17 protein-coding genes are annotated in these 15,648 nt (G+C 59.8%); 11 read left to right on the forward strand and 6 right to left on the reverse strand.

The features are described 5' to 3' along the window. Window positions 1-11 precede the first annotated feature (11 nt). The 6 genes from CRD20_RS04030 to CRD20_RS04055 are packed head-to-tail and all read left to right on the forward strand — an operon-like array spanning window position 12 to window position 6,749. Window positions 12-3,164: a Na+/H+ antiporter subunit A gene (locus tag CRD20_RS04030; RefSeq protein WP_076772331.1), complete on the forward strand. Its 3,153-nt coding sequence runs from the start codon at window positions 12-14 to the stop codon at window positions 3,162-3,164. Continuing rightward, entirely contained in the window at window positions 3,161-3,676 is a 516-nt protein-coding gene (locus tag CRD20_RS04035; RefSeq protein WP_076772334.1) for a Na(+)/H(+) antiporter subunit C, read from the forward strand. The genes CRD20_RS04030 and CRD20_RS04035 overlap by 4 nt, the downstream gene beginning before the upstream one ends. After that, the gene (locus tag CRD20_RS04040) at window positions 3,666-5,372 is read left to right on the forward strand and encodes a Na+/H+ antiporter subunit D (protein WP_070858964.1); all 1,707 of its coding nucleotides are present in this window, start codon (window positions 3,666-3,668) and stop codon (window positions 5,370-5,372) included. Before CRD20_RS04035 ends, CRD20_RS04040 begins: the two co-directional genes overlap by 11 nt. After that, entirely contained in the window at window positions 5,369-5,986 is a 618-nt protein-coding gene (locus CRD20_RS04045) for a Na+/H+ antiporter subunit E (protein WP_076772336.1), read from the forward strand. The genes CRD20_RS04040 and CRD20_RS04045 overlap by 4 nt, the downstream gene beginning before the upstream one ends. After that, window positions 5,983-6,393: a monovalent cation/H+ antiporter complex subunit F gene (locus CRD20_RS04050; RefSeq protein ID WP_069358944.1), complete on the forward strand. Its 411-nt coding sequence runs from the start codon at window positions 5,983-5,985 to the stop codon at window positions 6,391-6,393. Before CRD20_RS04045 ends, CRD20_RS04050 begins: the two co-directional genes overlap by 4 nt. Beyond that, window positions 6,390-6,749, forward strand: a complete 360-nt coding sequence (locus tag CRD20_RS04055) for a monovalent cation/H(+) antiporter subunit G (protein ID WP_076772337.1) — start codon at window positions 6,390-6,392, stop codon at window positions 6,747-6,749. The genes CRD20_RS04050 and CRD20_RS04055 overlap by 4 nt, the downstream gene beginning before the upstream one ends. Window positions 6,750-6,770: 21 nt before the next feature. On the opposite strand, the gene CRD20_RS04060 is transcribed toward CRD20_RS04055, so the two are convergent. The 4 genes from CRD20_RS04060 to CRD20_RS11135 all read right to left on the reverse strand — a co-directional run bounded on the left by CRD20_RS04060 (window position 6,771) and on the right by CRD20_RS11135 (window position 10,107). After that, window positions 6,771-7,994 carry a glutamate--cysteine ligase gene (locus CRD20_RS04060; RefSeq protein WP_069358946.1) on the reverse strand — a complete coding sequence of 408 codons (1,224 nt, stop codon included), beginning with the start codon at window positions 7,992-7,994 and terminating at the stop codon, window positions 6,771-6,773. Between the two features lie 17 nt (window positions 7,995-8,011). Next, window positions 8,012-8,569 (reverse strand): hypothetical protein, encoded by a 558-nt coding sequence (locus CRD20_RS04065; RefSeq protein WP_070549995.1) that lies wholly within the window; start codon window positions 8,567-8,569, stop codon window positions 8,012-8,014. 224 nt (window positions 8,570-8,793) lie between these two features. Then, window positions 8,794-9,711, reverse strand: a complete 918-nt coding sequence (locus CRD20_RS04070) for a LytR C-terminal domain-containing protein (RefSeq protein WP_187404878.1) — start codon at window positions 9,709-9,711, stop codon at window positions 8,794-8,796. A 51-nt stretch (window positions 9,712-9,762) separates the two neighbouring features. After that, the gene (locus CRD20_RS11135) at window positions 9,763-10,107 is read right to left on the reverse strand and encodes a DUF3263 domain-containing protein (RefSeq protein WP_256700320.1); all 345 of its coding nucleotides are present in this window, start codon (window positions 10,105-10,107) and stop codon (window positions 9,763-9,765) included. Between the two features lie 196 nt (window positions 10,108-10,303). Here CRD20_RS11135 and CRD20_RS04080 point away from each other — a divergent pair, with 196 nt between their 5' ends. Both CRD20_RS04080 and CRD20_RS04085 read left to right on the forward strand, forming a co-directional pair. Next, a complete protein-coding gene (locus tag CRD20_RS04080) occupies window positions 10,304-10,885 on the forward strand; it encodes a peptide deformylase (protein WP_069358948.1) in 582 nt (193 codons plus the stop codon). A 3-nt stretch (window positions 10,886-10,888) separates the two neighbouring features. Continuing rightward, complete coding sequence (locus CRD20_RS04085; protein WP_083706840.1) at window positions 10,889-12,007, forward strand: GNAT family N-acetyltransferase; 1,119 nt, start codon at window positions 10,889-10,891, stop codon at window positions 12,005-12,007. 47 nt (window positions 12,008-12,054) lie between these two features. Here the strand turns inward: CRD20_RS04085 and CRD20_RS04090 are convergent, their stop codons facing one another. Beyond that, complete coding sequence (locus tag CRD20_RS04090; protein WP_222866182.1) at window positions 12,055-12,882, reverse strand: RDD family protein; 828 nt, start codon at window positions 12,880-12,882, stop codon at window positions 12,055-12,057. 121 nt (window positions 12,883-13,003) lie between these two features. On the opposite strand from CRD20_RS04090, the gene CRD20_RS04095 reads away from it, so the two are divergent. From CRD20_RS04095 to CRD20_RS04105, 3 genes are all read left to right on the forward strand, one after another. Next, entirely contained in the window at window positions 13,004-13,801 is a 798-nt protein-coding gene (locus CRD20_RS04095) for an exodeoxyribonuclease III (protein WP_187404879.1), read from the forward strand. A gap of 243 nt (window positions 13,802-14,044) precedes the next feature. Continuing rightward, a complete protein-coding gene (locus CRD20_RS04100) occupies window positions 14,045-14,608 on the forward strand; it encodes a MarR family winged helix-turn-helix transcriptional regulator (protein ID WP_016421518.1) in 564 nt (187 codons plus the stop codon). A gap of 42 nt (window positions 14,609-14,650) precedes the next feature. Continuing rightward, complete coding sequence (locus tag CRD20_RS04105) at window positions 14,651-14,968, forward strand: hypothetical protein (protein ID WP_172620224.1); 318 nt, start codon at window positions 14,651-14,653, stop codon at window positions 14,966-14,968. A 115-nt stretch (window positions 14,969-15,083) separates the two neighbouring features. Here CRD20_RS04105 and CRD20_RS04110 read toward each other — a convergent pair whose 3' ends face one another. After that, window positions 15,084-15,587, reverse strand: a complete 504-nt coding sequence (locus tag CRD20_RS04110) for an NUDIX hydrolase (protein ID WP_076772345.1) — start codon at window positions 15,585-15,587, stop codon at window positions 15,084-15,086. Between the last annotated feature and the right edge of the window lie 61 nt (window positions 15,588-15,648).

Below are 15,648 nucleotides of genomic sequence, written 5' to 3' on the forward strand. Positions count from 1 at the left end.
TTCATTATGGAATGGTGACTTCTCTCCTGTGCATCCTGTTCCTTACGGCAGCGATTGCACCATGGACGATTAAGTGGCTCGGAACCCGCGGGTTCCTCGTTCTCAGCCTCCCTCTGGCAGGTGGCGCTATCTACACCGGCGCCCATCTGGTTCGCTTAGCTCTAGCGAATGGAAACGGGGAAACTTCCGCCACCACGCAACCCGCCGTCACGCATTTTTCGTGGATGCCCATTATCCACTTGGATGTAAACCTGCGATTAGGTCCTATTGAATCGCTCTTCGGCACACTGGTTTTGACCATCGGCTTTCTCGTACTGGTGTATTGCTCCGGATACTTCGTCAATCCGCCGCCCGGAAAACGTCGTCGAATAGGCTCCTTCGCAGCCCAAATGGTTGCCTTCGCCGCGGCTATGTACGGGCTGGTCATCAGCGACAACATCATGCTGATGTTTGTCTTCTGGGAAATTACCTCGGTTCTTTCCTTCCTCCTGGTGGGCTACTACGCCGAGCGAGCTTCCTCCCGTCGCGCAGCAGGCCAGGCACTCCTGGTCACGACACTGGGCGGGCTAATCATGCTGGTCGGTATCGTCCTGATGGGAGTGACCACCGGGTTCTGGAACTTCTCCGACCTCACAGCACCTGGCGCGCTGACCACGTCACAGCTGAACTCCACAGCAATCTCCACCGCCGCAATCCTGCTGGTCATCGGCGCACTTTCTAAATCCGCTATCGCGCCCTTCCACTTCTGGCTGCCCGGCGCAATGGCCGCCCCTACCCCGGTTTCTTCCTTCCTGCATTCGGCAGCGATGGTCAAAGCCGGTGTGTTCCTGGTCGCCCGACTTGCGCCAACTTTCAATGCCACCAACGCGTGGCAACCAATCATCATCCCGCTCGGCCTTTTGACCATGATTATGGGCGGTTGGATGGCTCTGCGCCAGAAGGATCTCAAGCTGATCATGGCGTATGGCACTGTCAGCCAGTTGGGATTCATCATCACGGTAGCGTCGATAGGCACGCGTGCGACGATGCTGGCGGCCCTGGCGCTGACTCTTGGCCACGCCATGTTCAAGGCCACGCTGTTTATGACGGCGGGAACGATTGACAGGCTGACTGGTACGCGCGATATCCGTAAGCTCTCTGGCCTGGGCAAGAAGTCGCCACAGTTGCTGGTGATTTCGATTCTCGCTGCCGCCTCGATGATGGGTGTGCCGCCGTTCTTCGGCTTTGTCGCCAAGGAAGCGGCGCTCGAGGCCACGCTCAATGCTGAACCACTGCACGGTATGCCGGCGGTGTTCACCACTATTGGCCTGGTCGTAGGCTCGATTCTGACCGTGGCGTACTCGCTCTACCTGCTACGTGCCGCATTTGCGACCAAGCCCAGCACGCACGCCAGCGGCGGTGGCACTTCCCCCGCTGTCGCCGAGATGGATTCCCCGACCTGGGATCAGATTGGCCCGGCATGGCTGCTGGCGCTGGTAGGTCTGGTTTTCGGTCTGATTCCGCGGGTCCTCGACTCGACTATCTCGCCCTACCTCACCAATGCCTACCCGAATGCGGAAGCAGAATCGCACCTGGCTCTCTGGCACGGTTTCACCCTTCCTCTGGCGCTGACAGCCACAATTCTGATCACAGGTGGCATCATGCACTGGCAGCGCAAACTGGTGCGTCAGCTACAGTTTGAACAGCCGGCTCTCGGTAGTGCCGATGCGCTTTACGACGGCATCCTGGACTTGGCCCGCCGTCTTTCTCTCCGTGCCACTGCTGCGACCCAGCGTGGTTCCCTTCCGTTGAATGAGGCGGTCATTTTGCTGACCCTCATCGTGCTGTCCATCGGTGCCTTGTTGCTCGGTGAGCGTGATGAGCTCCGAATGGAACTGTGGGACTCTGCACCGCAGGGCGCGGTCGCGTTGATTATGATCATCGCGGCTCTGGCCGCCACCCAACAGAAAAACAGGCTCTCCGGTGTCATCCTGGTAGGTGTGACCGGCTACGGCTTGGCCATTATCTTCGCCATGTACGGTGCACCTGATTTGGCTCTGACGCAGCTGCTGGTTGAGACGGTCTCAATGATTGTTTTCGTGTTGGTGCTGCGCACGCTCTCGCCGCGGGCACCGGCATCAAATCCGAGGTGGATACGACACCGTGCATGGCTGGCCATCGCAGTCGGTGTCACTGTCCCAGTGTTGGCCGCCTACGCTATGGGCTCCCGTCGTACTGAGCCAATCTCCGGCGACATTCCGCCGCTGGCTCACGACATTGGGCACGGCCAGAATGCGGTCAACGTACTTCTTGTCGATATCCGCGCCTGGGATACCTTCGGTGAAATCACCGTGCTGGTGATGGTGGCGCTGGGGATTACCTCGCTGGTATTCCGCACGCACACGATGCACATGCGCTCAAAGATTAAGCCACAGCGGAATCGTGCTCGCCGCAACACCCGCTGGTTGAACACCATCGATGAGTCCGGTGAAGCCGAGCGGTTGCGCTACCCAATCATGGTTCTGGTGGCATCGCGCGCGCTCTTCCCCGCCATGATGGTGGTTTCCATCTACCTCTTCTTCGCCGGCCACAACGATGTCGGTGGTGGCTTCGCAGGTGGCCTCGTGGCTGCGCTGGCACTGACCATGCGTTATCTCATCGGTGGGCATCGTGAACTGGCAGCAACTCTGCCAATTCCTACCGAGGTACTTCTCGGCGGCGGTCTGCTGGTGTCGGCTCTTAGCGCCGTATGGCCACTGTTCGTGGGTTGGGCTCCGCTGACTTCCTGGTACGGCTCGCGGGAAATTCCGCTGCTCGGCGACGTCACCGTTGTCTCCCCTATGCTCTTTGACCTGGGTGTGTACATGATTGTCGTTGGCACGATTGTCTACATCCTGCGCAGTTTGGGCGGCGGCATCGATGCTCAGATAAACCTTCGCGCTGAGCGTGATCGTTCACGTCGTGTGAATCGAGCCGCACTCGGCCAGTCCCGCCAGCTGCGTAGCAAGTTGGCGGCGGCTAAGCCCGCAGGTGTTAAGTCCGCAGGCGCTAACCCCGCAGGTGTCAAGCCCGCAGGCGTTAAACCTGCAGGCATTAAACCCGCAGGCACTGCCAACACGGCCACCTCGGAGGCCTCAGAACCGACAGCCCCAGCTAGGACCGAAGGAAAGGACACTCACCAGTGATTCTCAATTTTGTTCTGCTAGCTACTGTCGGCACTCTGATTGCCGCCGGGGTGTACCTCTTCCTCGATCGTTCGTTGACCAGGATGCTCATGGGACTGTTGCTGATGGGCAACGGTATCAACCTGCTCATCCTGCTTGGCTCTGGTGCACCGGGGCAACCACCAATCTGGGATAGAGAATCGCTAGTCAGCGATGCCCAGGCCGACTCGCTACCTCAGGCCTTCATCCTCACCGCGATTGTTATCTCTATGGGCATGACCGCCTTCCTGTTGGCTCTGCTCTATCGCCAGCACCGCTACCACATCGGCGATCACGTGCAGGATGACCACGAGGACCGCAGCCTGGCACAGCGTCGCGCCAGCGACCCATCAGCTGCTCCGGATCACGACAAATCCGACGACCCCACCACCGGTCGCCCCACGGAGGCCGGAGATAACTTCGGTCCGGTCTGTTTCGAAAAACCAGTTACCCCACCATCCAACACCCCAGGAGGTGACGACGATGACGACTGAGCAACTAATCCTGGCGCTAATCCCGCTGCCTATCATCGTCCCCGCCGCCACCGCCGCAATTGCTCTGCTGCTGGCACGTTTCCCTAAAGCACAGCAAGCGATCGCGCTGTTTTCACTCGGCAGCCTGCTGGGAGTCGCCAGCGCACTGGTGTACCTCATCTACGCACACGGCATCCACACGGTCCAGGTGGGCGGCTGGGACGCACCAATCGGCATCACACTCGTAGCCGACAACCTCGCAGTGCTGATGATTACCGTCTCTCAGCTGGTCCTCTTTGCCGTGATGTGGTTCGGCATCGGCCAGGGTATTAGCGATGGTGACGAAGATGAACCGATCTCCGTCTTCGTTCCGACGTACATGTTGCTCAACATGGGTGTCTCGATGGCCTTCCTGGCTGGCGACCTGTTCAACATGTATGTCGGTTTCGAGGTTCTGCTCGTAGCCTCCTACGTGCTGCTCACGCTGGGGGCATCGTCGTCACGCACTCGCGCAGGCGTGTCGTATGTGATGGTCAACATGCTGTCCTCGATGGTGTTCCTGCTGGCGATCGGCCTGGTTTATCAAGCGGTCGGCACGGTGAACTTCGCGCATATTTCCCTGCGTATGGAGGACATCCCCGATGGCACCCGCACCGCGATCTTCGCCGTGCTGCTCGTCGCCTTCGCAGTGAAGGCAGCGGTGTTCCCGCTGTCGGCGTGGTTGCCAGACTCCTACCCCACCGCACCGTCGATGGTCACCGCGGTCTTCGCGGGTCTGCTGACGAAGGTGGGTGTCTACGCGATCATCCGCACGCGCAGTGTCGTCTTCCCCGACGGCAGGCTTGACGACGTCCTGATGTGGGCCGGCCTAGCGACAATGCTCATGGGCATTCTCGGCGCCATGGCCCAAAATGACATCAAACGTCTCTTGTCATTTACGCTGGTGTCCCACATCGGATACATGATCTTCGGTATTGCCGTCGGCAATACGCTGGGGCTCGGCGGCGCAATCTTCTACATCGTCCACCACATTCTGGTGCAGACGGCGTTGTTCCTGGTGGTCGGACTTATCGAACGCCAGGCGGGCTCCTCCTCCCTGCGCAGTCTCGGTGGCCTGGCCAAATCCTCGCCGCTGCTGGCGCTGCTATACCTCGTGCCCGCGCTCAACCTCGGTGGTATCCCACCGTTCTCGGGCTTCCTGGGCAAGGTCATGCTGATTGAGGCGGGTGCCCAAGACGGCTCCGCCACCGCGTGGATTCTGGTTGCGGGTTCGATTATCACTAGCCTGCTGACCCTCTACACCATGATTCTCGTCTGGTCGAAAGCCTTCTGGCGTGACCGTTCCGATGCCCCCGAGGGTGACACCGTGCTGGCGCAACCAGCTGCACTCCGGGAAAGGACGCAGATGGTCGCTATCGCAGAACGTGACGACGTCGGCCGGATGCCACTCGGCATGGTGATGCCGACGGCCCTACTGGTGATTGCCTCTGTGGGCGTGACTCTTCTGGCCGGACCGCTGTCTAATGTGGCTACCGAAGCGGCGAGCAACGTCGCGAATGTTGATGACTACCGCGCGGCAGTTCTCGGTATCGAATCGGCCGATGACAAGGGACTGGAGCAGCTGAAGAACCCAGGCCGCACCAAGAGCCCGTGGGAGTCGGACCCGGTGACCGAACATGCCACCAGCACGTTGGAAGGAGCAGGTGAAAGCTCATGAGTAAAGCTCGCGCCAGGGTGGCCGCAAAACGACCACCGCGTATTTCAATCCTGTTGTTCCTGTTCACGCTGATTATTTGGGTCATGCTGTGGGGCGAAGTGACATTTGCCAATGTGCTTTCGGGAATCCTGGTAGCCACGTTGCTCAACCTCGCCATGCCTATCCCGCCAAACAGCGCGCTGGACATCAACTTCGGTGGCATGGTGCGACTGTTCGGTTCCTGGACAATCGACTTTGTGAAGGCCTCAATCAGTGTCTCCTGGCTGGCCATCCGACGAGCTGATCCACCACCGACGGCCATCATCAAGGTCCCTATGCGCACCAATGACGATATTTCGCTCACGACTGCAATGGCACTGATTAACTTGCAGCCGGGCGGAATCATCGTGGACATCGACAAGCGGGAAAAGACGCTGACCATGCACATTCTCGACGCGTCGTCGACGAGCAAGGTAGCCGAGCAAATCAACCAGCTGACTCGAATCGAGCGTCGGGTTATTCGGGCGTTTGAAAACCGCGATGTCAACGAGCAACCGACCAAGTCGGTGCCAAGTGACAACCAGGTGAGCAGCGAGAAGAGCAGTGACAAGAGCAGCGAAAGGAGTAGCCGATGAACCCGGAAGTTTTTAACACTCTGCTCGGAGTGGCTGCCGCAGGCTATTTCATTGCGGTGATGATTACCCTCGGGCACATGATTGCCGGTCCAAACTCGCTGGACCGCCTGGTGGCGCTGGAGTCGACGACTGCAATGCTGCAGGGCATGCTCGCTGCGTTCATGGCCTGGAGCTTGGACACTTCGGTGGTCTACCCAATGCTCATCATTGCGCTGCTCGGTTTCCTGTCTTCGCTGGCGGTCGCCAAGTTCCGTGTTCCAGATGACGGAAAGCAGCCCGCAAAGAGCTCCCGGAAGGGTGCGACGAAAGCAACCGGAAAGGTCGCCACAAAGAAAACCGCACAGAAAGCGGCGCCTAAGGCAACACCGACAACGGCTCCGAAAACAGCGAAGGGAGAATCCAAATGATTCTCGTGGCAGACATTATCGCCATCACACTGATTCTCACCGGAATGCTACTGTGCGTTGCAGCGTCCGTGGGATTGATACGCTTCCGCGACACCATCAGTCGGATGCACGCATCCTCCAAGCCACAAACACTGGGGCTAATTTTGACGCTGTCGGGCTCGCTTGTGCACGTCGCCACGCACGCGTCAGCTCACACAACTACTAGCAGTGACTTGGCTCTGTTGACCCTGATTATCCTGTTTGCTCTGGGTACATCGCCGATTGTTAGTAACCGCGTTGGCCACGAGGCGTTCAAGGAGAGGCTCGTCGACGAGGACAGCCTGGCCCGCGATGACAGCCGGGAACCGCGGGTCTAGGCACACACCGCTTAACGACGGCTAGTCGCTCACCTGCTCGTGGAAATCTGCAGGCGCTATCGGATGCCCGGCGCGCAGTTCCTGCACTGCAAGATCCACAGCGGCCCGCCACGGGGTGTGGCCAATGCGCTCTTCGTTCGCTCGTACGTCGTCCTCGGTAGCCATCGAAGGCAGCGCCCCGGCCGCATCCGCCACAGTGCGCTGACGCTCGTATGCCGCGCCCATTTCCACGATGTTGTTGACGAATTCCAGTTCGGCTCGGCAGCCCAGTTCGTCGGCAAGCGGGGCGAGCTGAACCACAAGCTCACGGAGTTCATCGCGAACCCACCGCTCGTCGGTATCGCGATTGACGATGACCAACGCGTCCATCCCGTAGCGGGCGGCGCGCCACTTGTTTTCGGCGATGTGCCAGGACTGCAGTGACGGTAGTTCCTCGCCAGCCTCCCACATGCGGTCGTAGTAAACCGTCAGGCAGTGCGTCAATGCCACGATAGCGGCGAGTTCCTGCAGGTTAGAGGTGGCGTCGGCGACACGAATCTCAATGGTGCCGTACTTTGATGCCGGGCGGATGTCCAAGTGCATCGAGCCGGTGTGGTTGATGACGCCGGAGCGGGACTGGTCGTGCATGTAGGACTCCCACTCGGGCCAGGTGTAAATCGCCGGCGGCTGACCCGCGGTGGGAAGCTGCTGGTAGAGCAGGCTTCGGTTGGAAGCGTAACCCATGTCCTCGCCGTTCCAGGCCGGTGAGGAGGCAGACAGCGCCAACATGTGCGGCAGCTTCGTTGCCAGGGCCTGAATGATTGGCCAAACGCGTTCGGAGTCTTTAATGCCTACGTGGACGTGGACTCCCCAGATAATCATCTGGTTCCCCCACCACTGAGTGCGGTTGATGATTTCGGAGTAGTGCCCCTTGGCACTGACCTGCTGAGCAGTACCGCGGGCGAACGGATGCGAGCCCGATGACCACACATCCACCCCAACGCGGTCAGCGGCGTCGAGAACCATATCCAGCTGGCTTTGGAGCTCCGCTACGGCATCGGGCACGTTCATGTGCACACCGGTGACGAGCTCCACGGTGTTGGCGAGGAACTCGCGCTGGAGCCCATGTCCGGGATGCTCCGCATCGATGATGTCGAGCACCTCGGCGGCAGCGGGGGCGGTGTCGCGCGTTCGTCGGTCAACGAACGCCACTTCCCATTCCACTCCCAGAGATGGCTGCGCCGATCCGGAAAATTGCTCAGTCATACCGCTATTTTTTCACACTAGGAGTCGTTTTCCTCAGTGGGCTCCGTCCAGGTGACGGTTTTTGCGCAGGAGGCAAGGTCACCGTTGGAATCGACAAGCGCAACTGTGGTGAAACTGTCTTCATCCACCTTGGACGGCACGTTCCAGACATCTGCATTCCGTTTGTCATCGACGTGCACTTCGCCGATGACACCTAACCCCTCAGCTGCGGGGCTTCCGATGCCACTGCAGCCAGATGCACCGCGCGCCTGCACTGTGTACTTGCCCTTATCCAAGGTAGTGAACTGACCTTTTTCGTCGGAAAGGCCCATCCACCCCTTGGCGCTCATAACCTGGACAGTTGCCAGCATTTTCATTGATCCGTCGTCGTTTGTGCGGATGAAGTTATAGGCGCTGACTCGCTCGGTCAGCTTCGGTGCAGCCGGATCTACGCTCACTGGCGCAGTGCTTGACGACGCGTCCGCGTTCCCGTCTTTGTCACTGCTGGATTCAACCCCTGAGCAGGAAACCAACAGTGTTGCAGCACAACCCAACGCGGTGGCGACAGCAACGCGACGACGCATTACGGCGAACATAAAAACCTCACAGACCTCACTGGCTACTAGCAGAATACTAGTACCCCTTTTTCAGCCGTGATCTGTTTGAGACTGCAAAATATGCAAAAGCCCCGCGTAAGCCATGAAATGTGTGGCTTACGCGGGGCTTGGGAAGCTATGGGGAGGCTTCATACCACGACGGCAGGTCTTGACGCTTAGGCCGCAGACCTTAGTGAGAGACCGAAGTCCGGTGGGCCGGGAGTCTAGTGAGCCGGGTCAGTGGCGACCACGACGATTCCCGCCGGAGCGTCCCGGAGACGGTCATCGCGCGGTGCGGCTTCCCAACCGTTGTCGTGCGCGATCTGCTCAGCGGCGGCCTTTTCCTCTTCGTTCTGCGGGTCGAAGTAGACGGTGGTCTTCTCCCACACACCCATCTTCTCTTCAGGAGCGTTGCCGGTCTCGCCGGCGCCCCAGCCCTGCTCGCCCATCTGCTTGGACAGGTCATCGGCAAGGCCCACGACCTCAGAGTTGTTCAGGACACTGACCTTGACAGTCTTGCGGTCAATCTGTGGCGCTTCGTTGGCCTCATCCTGTTCCGGCGGATTCTCCGCGGGAGGAACCGGTTTGCCTGGCTCATTTGCCGGTGGCGGCAGGACCTCGCCGTCAGCATCTCCAGCAGCACCATCCTTTGCCGGATCACTGCCGTTGGCCGATTCAGCAGGCGCACCAGAGTCAGCCGGAGCGGATGCAGAGGTGTCATTCTGGCTGGTGTTCTCAGCATCGTCGCCACGCGTGCTGAGTGCGTAAGCACCGTAGGCGACCAGGCACACGCCGATAGCGAGCAGCACGATAGCGAGAACGCGCATGTAGCGGCCATCACCGGCACCGTCGCCGATGTCGCCGTCATCAGCACCATCAGCAGCTGCGGAATTGCTAGCAGCAGCCCGAGTGCCAGCACCGGTAGTGGCGGCAGCGGCGGCACCAGCAGCGGCTGCGCCGGCGGCCGGGGCCGCAGATCTGGGAGCTGCGTGTTGAGCATCCGACGGCTCGGAGTACGCGTGAGCGCCGCCAGCGGCGGGAGCCTCCGCGTAATCGCTGTACTCATCGAAGTCGTCGTAGTCGTCATCGAGTCGATGACGGCCCGGACGCGGCGAATTCTGAGGGTTTAGTTGGTCAGACACATCCCACATCCTATATGTTCTGCCGCCGAACCGTGAAGTGAAACTTGAACCTTACGCGTCTTGGTTGTCCCGCACGGCGCGCAGCCGATGAACCAACACGGGTTCGGCAGCTTCGGCTGCCGGAGAGTCGAGAAGTCGCGAAAGTACCTGGTGGTAGCGGATTGTGTTGTTTCCAAAGTCCTCGGCAAAGCGACGCCGAATTGCCTCCTGCCGCGTACCGGCCATACGCGGTCCGCGGCGGGCAACTTTCAGCCATTCTTTCTCAAAATCCAGCATTTTCTGAGCCAAAACGGGTTCAATGCCGCTGGTATCACCCACGAGTCCGAGATGTTCGGATGAGTCAAGCCGCCGCTCGGCCTCAGGTTCGTGGCTGCCACCTATGGGCTTCTTGCTCACCACTTTCCGCACCCCGCTTTCCTTCTCACTCGCGCTGATCCTCTATTCTGCACGACACTGCCTATGCAGATACTTAGTGAAGATACATAGTAAGGCCCAGCCCCCACCTCACCTACGCCCCACCTACAACTCCCTGACACAACTCAGACATCACCAGGCGATTTAGAAAACATGGACGCCGAGTAGAATCAGCGGCATGACTATCCGTCCCATTGTGATTGCCGGAGACCCCGTTCTCCACACTCCTACCCAGCCGGTAACCGAGGACGTCTCCGAGCTGCGCGAGCTCATCGAGGACATGTACGAAACCATGGACCGCGCCCACGGTGTGGGGCTGGCTGCCAACCAGGTGGGTGTCGGCAAGCGTCTGTTCGTCTACAACTGCCCCGATGACGACGATGTCTGGCACCGCGGCTGCGTCATCAATCCGGTGCTGACCACCAGTGAAATCCCGAAGACCATGCCTAACGACGACGGCTCCGATGACGAAGGTTGCCTCTCTGTGCCCGGCCTGTCCTTCCCCACCAACCGTGCGGAGAAGGCTGTTGTCACCGGCCTGGATGAAAACGGCGAAGAGGTCCGCATCGAGGCCACCGGTTTCTTCGCCCGCTGCATGCAGCACGAGGTCGGCCACCTGGATGGGTTCCTCTACACCGATTGCCTCACCGGTCGTTGGAAGCGCATGGCCAAGAAGGAAATCAAGCGCGCCGGTTGGACCGAGGGCGGCCTGACCTGGATGCCGGGCGTGGATCCGGATCCGTTCGGCCACGAGGATTAGATCGTGGCGGATAGGCAATTGGAGTCGTCGGCAAGCGAAAATGCAGCACAGAAGCTCCCGATTTCCCGCTGGGGCGTCGGTGAAGTGGCGGTGGGACGTCGTGTCATTGTGCGGCGCGCGCTAACCGATGAAGAGGCGCTGGCCAGCGGCAAGAAGACTACGGATGTCATTGGGCATGTGCTCAGCATGGATCCGTTCGTCGTGCGTCCACAGGTTCGTGCTGGCGTGCGTGCCGACGAGTCCGTGGCAGCGGTGGACTTTAGCGATAAGCACATTTTGATTGTGAAGGCCCTGCCGGATCATCCGGTGCGCAATTCGGATATTCGCGCCGTGGAAACTGCGACCGCAAAGGCCTTCCCGGGTATCGCGCACGTGGTGGAGTCGGGCTGGCTACTGCGTGCGGGCGATGGCATCACGGAGCGTTCCAACTCCGCGCTGCCGCTCGAACCCGGAGCCAGCACTCAGCCGGTGCCGTTGGAGAAGATTAAGTCGTTTTACAATTCCCACGATTTGCCGGTACGGATTGCGGTTCCGGACCGGATCGCCAAGCCTGCACAGGCACTGGTCGCAGGGCCAGAGTGGACGGTCGGGCCGGACATTGTGGTTATGACGCGCTCGCTCGATGGGGACTTGCCGCCTGCTGAATTGGCAGCTGAATCCAACACCACCGAGTTGGCAGACGTGCAGGTGGACATCGCTGATCAGCCTGACGACGACTGGCTGGAGCTCTACCACTTCCGCGGCACTACACTGCCCGAGCATGCGCTGCAGTTCCTGCGCAATGAAATTGACGGCCGCATGTGTTTCGGGCGGCTCCAAGTCCCTGATGACAGTGCACCTGAGGGCATGCGCACAGTAGCTATTACGCGCGGCACACTGACCGAATCGGAGGACGGCCGCGTGTGGCTCGGATTCTCCGCCGTGGAAGTCGCAGCCGATATGCGCCGCCGAGGACTTGGCACCCTACTGGGAATTCAGATGATGCACTGGGGTGCGCAGCACGGGGCGGATTCTGCATATCTGCAGGTATTGGGCTCGAATGAGGCTGGCATCGCGCTGTACCGGACGCTCGGTTTCACCGAGCACCACCGGCACCGCTACGCGGAGCTGACAGGGGCTTAGGGGCCGGGGGCTTACGTTTCGGCCCTGCCCTGCTCGCCCTAATCGCCCTACTTCCCGCGCTTAACCCGTTTAGTCCGCTTCAGCTGGTTGCCCTGCTGCTCTTTGCTGCCCATGCGATTGTCCATGCGGCGCTGTCCGCGCTGCAGCTCGCGCGTCTCCGGCTTTTCCACCACTCGAGTGCGAACCGAGAGTTCATGACGACCTCTCCCCAGCGGATCGCGTGAGGCAGCCATCGCAATCCAGCCAGCCAGGCCCGCAGAGACAAACCAACCGGCGACCGGAATCATCGACGGCAGAATCCAGGCATTGCGCACAAAACCATCGCGGGCTGAAACTGGCATCCCGTGTGCACCTTCAATTTTCATGCCCATGGCGTGCTTACCCGGCGACCCGTCGAAGATGGAGTCCCCCGCCACGCGGTAGAGGTAAAAACCACCGGGACCGAGGAAGAGGCTGATCAGCATCACCATTACGCCGCTGTCCGATGTCCCCACGATGCTAGCGAGAACTGCAATAGAGGCAATCAACGCAGTGTAGATGACAGAATCCACCAGCAGCGCACCACCACGACGCACCACAGGGGCATTGGCCAGATTGGGGTCGAAGCCCAGGTGTACTGCCATTTGAGCGGTCAGCGGTGCAACTTTGGGGTTAGTGCTGAGCTCACCGAAGGAAGACACCCCGTAGCTAGCGGGGTACCCGCTCTCGTAGCCGACCGGAAAGTTTTCTACCGGATATGGCACATCCTGATACGGCATTGCCGCACCGTACGCCGCATATGTGTCGTGCTCCCGATAAGCATTCCTGCCACTACTACTCAGGTAATCCGCCGGACTGTACTCGCCGCCGTAACGGCGATCGTCCCAGTTAGCCAACCTCGAAACTCCCTTTCCTACCGGGCTTCCGCCCACCTAGTCCGCTTTTGTCCGCCTATTTTGTCACTGCTTTATTCAACGCATGAGGCCGCCGTTTCGTTCCCCTTTTACAATCGTTGATATGCGAATCTGTGTCTGGAACGTCAATTCGGCTCGAACCCGCCTCGACCGAATGGTGGAAATGCTGCGCCGGAATGACATTGATATCCTGGCTGTCCAGGAAACCAAGTGCAAGGACGACCAGTTCCCCACCGCTGCTTTTGAAGAGCTGGGATACCAAGTCGCCCACCACGGCCTGAATCAGTGGAATGGCGTTGCCATCATCTCCCGCGTCGGCCTCGACGATATCCAGGCAGGGTTCCCCGGTCAGCCCGGTTTCAACAAGGACCCCGACGCAACTCCCGCATTGGAGGCCCGCCATATCGCCGCTACCTGCGGTGGCGTGCGCGTCCACAGCCTCTACATCCCAAATGGCCGCGACATCACCGACCCGCACTTCGAGTACAAGCTCGAAATTCTGGAGCAGCTCCGTCAGCACATCATCGCCACGCTTGACGACGACCCGGAGGCCACCTTCATGATGGGCGGCGACTTCAACATCGCCCCGACCGACAGCGATGTCTGGTCAATGGCAGCCTTCGCGGGGAAAACACATGTCACACCACCTGAACGCGCAGCCTTCTATGCGCTGGAGCAGGCGGGCATGAAGGAGGTAACTCGCCAATTCACCCCAAACCAGTGGACCTACTGGGATTACAAAGCTGGCCGCTTTTTCAAAGATGAGGGCATGCGCATCGACTTCCAGCTCGCCTCCCCCGCCCTCGCGGCAAAGGCGTCCGCCGGATTCATCGACATCGAAGAGCGTCAGGGCAAAGGCGCATCCGACCATGCTCCGGTGATTGTGGATTACGAAGTGTAGATAAACGCGGCGGAAAAGCGCGTAGGCCTAGTTCCTACTAGGGGGTGTCGCTGGGGCCGTCGTAAAGCGGAGTCCTTGCTGCCAGCCCCTAAAATCAGGGGCAGAAATGTGCGATAAAGCACCCGCACAACACTTATGAGTCTAACTTTTTGTTCAATCTACAAATTTTCACCACAGAAAGTTATTTCGACGATATAAGGTGTTTATTCAGAACATCAATTCATTACGTCGGGAAGGAAGATCATGACTTCTGCACGCTCCCCTCAGCGCACCACCACCCCGGAGCCAGCGAGCGGCTTCCCCACCGCGGATGACTCAACTGAGTCCGATGAATCCCTGCGCGAAAGCGTGCAGAAGATTTCCATCGGCCTGTATGACTTCCTTGCGTCGACTCGCCGCCTCGGTGAGCGCCCGAATGCCAGGATGGACATTTCCCAGTCGGAAATGGAAGTACTGCACTTTATTTCGACCCACCCGGGCTGCGGCGTATCCGACATTGCACGCCTGCGTTTCCTGCGCCCGTCCAACGTTTCGGCAACAGTCCGCCGTCTACTCGACAACGGGCTAATTGAACGCGAGAACAATGCAAAGGATCGCCGTGCGCAGAACCTCTATGTCTCCAGCGATGGCGAGACCCTGCTGGAGCAGCTTATCGACCACTGGGGTGCGCTGGTGTACGAAATTGTGCGGACAATGTCGCAAAAGGACGTGCGTGCGCTAATTAAGGCACTGCCTTCGCTGCTGAAGCTGGCGGAACACTCGGAAAGCTATGTTGAGGAGCACCAGCGCCGCCAGGAGCCGTTCTAAAAGCGCGCCGCTAAACCCTTCTTACTAGGTACGATGATGCTCATGGCTATTACTTTGAAGAAGGCAAAAGACGTAAAGACCGCTCCATTGGTGGCCACCGGCCTCATCGGCGGCTGGCTCACCGCTCGCGAAACAGGCATTCGCCCGCTCGGTGGCGTCATCTTGGGCGCCGCCGGCGCATATGCAGCACGCACCTGGAACGCAAAGACCGGCGCCCTGGGAGCCACTGGTCTGGTGGCCGCCTACCTCGGCGCTTTCGGCCTCTCACACCCGCTGGCTAAGAAGATTGGCGCATGGCCGTCCGTCCTGACCGTCACCGCGCTGGCTGCTGGCGCAGCAGCAGTTGCCGACTCCAAGTAAGCAACAAGTAGGCAAGCCGCTCTCCCGACTTAAAAGTCGCGCCGGGGAGCGGCTTTGGTGTGCCAATCTCAGCGTGCAGCCTCAATGGGCGGTGTAAACCTCAGGCCTTAGCCACCTAGTCAAGGCCCTCCAGCAATTTCTCGAGGTGCGCGCGCACCCGGGGCCACGATTCCACGAAAGGCGGCAGCAGATCGAGGCTGTCGACGTCGCCAAGCGGAATCCAGCGCAGCTCCAGGGACTCTTCGTTCGGATGCGTCTCCAGCTCTTCGGCAGCTAGTGCGTAAACCGTGTGGTACTTCCAGCCGCCGGCGAGCTCGGGGCGGTCCGGATCGGCCGGGAAGGGGCCAGTGGTGACCTGCGTGTCGAGGATGCGAAGCTGATGCTCAAGCAGCCCAGTTTCCTCAGCCGTTTCACGCAGCGCGGTCGCCTCAGGAGTCTCATGAGAATCACAAGCCCCACCAGGAACACCCCACGTTAGGGGGAACGATGTCCAGTCAGCTCGATACTGCATAAGCACAGTGCGCTGAGGGCTCACAATCAGCAGTCCTGCAGCTCCGAAGCGTCCCCAGCAGCGCGTACCGTTGGGGCCGGCCGCCCAACCATTTCCATCCTGAAGCATGTCTCCACCCTACGCCAGATACCCTTGTGTTTTCCGTCACAAGCTCGAGCGACTAAGATTT

Source organism: Corynebacterium sp. LK33, assembly GCF_014334955.1.
Classification (GTDB): Bacteria; Actinomycetota; Actinomycetes; order Mycobacteriales; family Mycobacteriaceae; genus Corynebacterium; species Corynebacterium jeikeium_D.

Bases quoted from the DNA above. Each gene is read 5' to 3' on its own strand.
- CRD20_RS04030 (WP_076772331.1), top strand. From the start codon at position 12: ATGGTGACTTCTCTCCTGTGCATCCTGTTCCTTACGGCAGCGATTGCA.
- CRD20_RS04040 (WP_070858964.1), top strand. From the start codon at position 3,666: ATGACGACTGAGCAACTAATCCTGGCGCTAATCCCGCTGCCTATCATC.
- CRD20_RS04045 (WP_076772336.1), top strand. From the start codon at position 5,369: ATGAGTAAAGCTCGCGCCAGGGTGGCCGCAAAACGACCACCGCGTATT.
- CRD20_RS04050 (WP_069358944.1), top strand. From the start codon at position 5,983: ATGAACCCGGAAGTTTTTAACACTCTGCTCGGAGTGGCTGCCGCAGGC.
- CRD20_RS04055 (WP_076772337.1), top strand. From the start codon at position 6,390: ATGATTCTCGTGGCAGACATTATCGCCATCACACTGATTCTCACCGGA.
- CRD20_RS04060 (WP_069358946.1), bottom strand. From the start codon at position 7,994: ATGACTGAGCAATTTTCCGGATCGGCGCAGCCATCTCTGGGAGTGGAA.
- CRD20_RS04065 (WP_070549995.1), bottom strand. From the start codon at position 8,569: ATGTTCGCCGTAATGCGTCGTCGCGTTGCTGTCGCCACCGCGTTGGGT.
- CRD20_RS04080 (WP_069358948.1), top strand. From the start codon at position 10,304: ATGACTATCCGTCCCATTGTGATTGCCGGAGACCCCGTTCTCCACACT.
- CRD20_RS04095 (WP_187404879.1), top strand. From the start codon at position 13,004: ATGCGAATCTGTGTCTGGAACGTCAATTCGGCTCGAACCCGCCTCGAC.
- CRD20_RS04100 (WP_016421518.1), top strand. From the start codon at position 14,045: ATGACTTCTGCACGCTCCCCTCAGCGCACCACCACCCCGGAGCCAGCG.
- CRD20_RS04105 (WP_172620224.1), top strand. From the start codon at position 14,651: ATGGCTATTACTTTGAAGAAGGCAAAAGACGTAAAGACCGCTCCATTG.
- CRD20_RS04110 (WP_076772345.1), bottom strand. From the start codon at position 15,587: ATGCTTCAGGATGGAAATGGTTGGGCGGCCGGCCCCAACGGTACGCGC.